Origin of the sequence: Dietzia sp. DQ11-44 (assembly GCF_014145205.1) — a bacterium.
Taxonomy (GTDB): domain Bacteria; phylum Actinomycetota; class Actinomycetes; order Mycobacteriales; family Mycobacteriaceae; genus Dietzia; species Dietzia natronolimnaea.
Window position 1 is genome coordinate 1 of sequence record NZ_JAALEC010000623.1, and the last position, 2,768, is coordinate 2,768.

At 66.2% G+C, this 2,768-nt stretch carries 3 protein-coding genes and 1 tRNA gene; 2 read left to right on the plus strand and 2 right to left on the minus strand.

Translation table 11 applies throughout. From position 1 onward, the window contains the following. Positions 1-21 precede the first annotated feature (21 nt). Positions 22-645: an ATP-binding protein gene (locus G6018_RS14440; protein WP_182639991.1), complete on the minus strand. Its 624-nt coding sequence runs from the start codon at positions 643-645 to the stop codon at positions 22-24. Between the two features lie 238 nt (positions 646-883). Further along, positions 884-969 (minus strand) — tRNA-Ser (locus tag G6018_RS14445). 138 nt (positions 970-1,107) lie between these two features. On the opposite strand from G6018_RS14445, the gene G6018_RS14450 reads away from it, so the two are divergent. Together G6018_RS14450 and G6018_RS14455 are read left to right on the plus strand one after the other, a co-directional pair. Continuing rightward, positions 1,108-2,148 carry an NAD(P)H-quinone oxidoreductase gene (locus tag G6018_RS14450; RefSeq protein ID WP_182639992.1) on the plus strand — a complete coding sequence of 347 codons (1,041 nt, stop codon included), beginning with the start codon at positions 1,108-1,110 and terminating at the stop codon, positions 2,146-2,148. Between the two features lie 74 nt (positions 2,149-2,222). Continuing rightward, the gene (locus tag G6018_RS14455; RefSeq protein WP_182639993.1) at positions 2,223-2,678 is read left to right on the plus strand and encodes an SRPBCC family protein; all 456 of its coding nucleotides are present in this window, start codon (positions 2,223-2,225) and stop codon (positions 2,676-2,678) included. Positions 2,679-2,768: the final 90 nt, after the last annotated feature.

Genomic DNA, 2,768 nt, shown 5'->3' on the forward strand with positions numbered 1-2,768 from the left:
TGACACTAAAACTTGTGGAAGTCAGGCCAGAGCTTCTAGCACTACAGAAAGCTCGGATGGAGCCGGAAGTTTCTGGAGTTCGAAGTAGACACTGAAATCGATCGCCTTAAGCGCTTCGGCTTCTGCCAAGCCCCCAGTCACCACTCTGTACTCGAACGGTACCTGGTCGAGATTGCGGTACAACTGACGCGCCTCCGCTGGGTGGTCACTTAGCTTCTTCTTGTGGCTACCTATCCGGATGTACGACGTGCCGCTGAATTGCACCGGAGAATGGCTAGCCGCGGCGATCTCAAGGATGACAAATCGCATCCCCTGAACTTGACCTACCTTGTACGTGAGTCCAGGGTCAGGCTCCAATAAACCGGTCACCCAGGGCTCGAAACTCTGGTTTCCCTTCTTCAGGATGGTGTGGTCGAATTTCGTGCCTACCAGTTTGTGTGTGCGGTCCTCAACACCCCAAACAAGATACGCACGAGCTTCACCGTGGAGAGCAGCAGAATTGGCCAGCGCGGAAATGTACTGGCCAATCTCATGGGGGTCGGACAAACCCACTTTGAACTCGAGCCACTCACATTCCTGCGGCTGCGCTCGGAGTCGCTCGAGCAACTCGCCGAACGCGTCTCCTCCCAGGGGGACCGATGACATATTCACTCCGCAACCCTATCCAAGCGCGGAAGGCGGTGCGCCCGAAGCTCGATTGGCTCCATTTCGGACAGCAGGGATCGTAGGAAGCGCCTGTCAAGGACGGTCTACATCCAGTCAACCGGGCAGCCGAAGCCCAGCCTGGTTGCGTGAGGCCCGAGAAGGGAGTGGCCAAGATCAGCCACGAACGCCAGCCTTGACCCCGAAACCCTGCTTGAGCAGCACGTCCTGTGACCAACGGCGGAAGTGGAGGGATTTGAACCCCCGGTGCTGTTGAGGCACGCTCGCTTTCAAGGCGAGTGCATTCGGCCGCTCTGCCACACTTCCTCGTCGTCCGCCACGACACGCTCGGGCGCGTGGTTCCACGTGGAACACGCGTGGACGACGGTGCTCATCGTAGTGGACCCCTCCCGCTCACACCCAGCCCGGCTGCCGGCCGGAGCCATCGCGGCTACGGTCGAGGGCATGAAGGCCATCGAGTATCGCAACGGTCCCGATTCCCTCCGTCTGACGGAGGTCGACGATCCGATCCCCGGTCCCGGCGAGGTGCTCGTCGACGTGGCGGCTACCGCCGTCAATCGCGCCGACCTGCTGCAGTCCAAGGGGCACTACCCTCCCCCGCCCGGCGCGTCGGACATCCTCGGCCTCGAGTGCTCGGGACGGATCTCGGCCGTGGGCGAGGGCGTCGAGGGCCTGGCGGTCGGCGACGAGGTGTGCGCCCTCCTGGCCGGCGGCGGGTACGCCGAGAAGGTCGCCGTGCCCGCCGGACAGGTCATGCCCGTTCCGGTCGGGGTGTCGTTGCACGAGGCCGCAACCCTGCCCGAGGTGGCCTGCACGGTGTGGTCCAACCTCGTCATGACGGGCGGGCTCGGCCGCGGCGTCCTCACGGCACACGCCCGCTGGGGCGACACCGAACTCGGTGCCCCGCGAGTGCTGATCCACGGCGGGGCGGGCGGCATCGGCTCCCACGCCATCCAGGTCTGCCGCGCGCTCGGCGCCCGCGTGGCCACCTCCGCCGGAGGTCCGGAGAAGGTGCAGAAGTGTCGCGATCTCGGTGCCGACCTGGTGATCGACTACCGCGAGGAGGAGTTCCCCGACCGGGTCAGGGAGTGGACCGACGACGACGAGCGAGGCCGTGGCGTCGACCTGATCCTCGACGTGATGGGCGCGAAGTACCTCGAACCCAACATCGCCTCACTCGCCCCGGACGGCCGACTGATCGTGATCGGCATGCAGGGCGGGATGAAGGGCGAGCTGAACCTGGGAGCCCTGCTCCCGCGCCGCGCCGGCGTGCTGGCCACCAACCTCCGGGCCCGCCCGGTGGACGGTCCCGGCGGCAAGACCGGCATCTGCCGGGAGGTGGTGGACCACGTCTGGCCGATGATCGCCGCGGGAGACGTGACCACCCGCGTCTCGCGTGAGATCCCGCTGGAGCGGGCAGCGGAGGCGCTGGGCCTGCTCGAGTCGGGCGAGAGCCACGGCAAGATCCTGCTGACCGTCGGGTGACCGAGGAGGAACTGACGATGTCCACCACCGATGGCGCCGACGACCCCGGTGCCGAGCACGGTCCAGCCACCGTCATGACCGCGAGCCGCACGATCCCGGCGTCTCCGGCGGAGATCTTCGCGCTGCTGGCCGACCCGACCCGCCACAAGGACACCGAACCCGGGGACTGGGTTCGCGACGCGGTGACGTCTGAGGCCATCAGCGGTGTCGGGGACGTCTTCGCGATCACCATGTACAGGGAGGCAGGGGGCGGTGACTACGTCATACACAACGTGGTCACGGCTTTCGAACCGGACCGCACGATCGAATGGGAACCCGGCCGAACCGACGAGTCCGGTCACCTCTCCACGGGCGGGTGGAGTTGGCGGTACGACCTGGCCCCGGCAGGCACGTCCACCGAGGTCACCCTCCGGTACGACTGGTCCCGCACACGGGAGGGGTTCGCCGCCGAGATCGGTGGGATGCCGCCGTTCGGGCGCGATTTCCTCGAGGCGTCCCTGGCCTCTCTCGAGGCGGCGTTGGCGAACTGAACCCGTGCGATGCTCTCGTGCGATGCTCTCGTGCGTTGAGCTGGTGCGATGAGCGGCTACGACGGTCAGCCCGCCGGTAGGCGGTCCAGC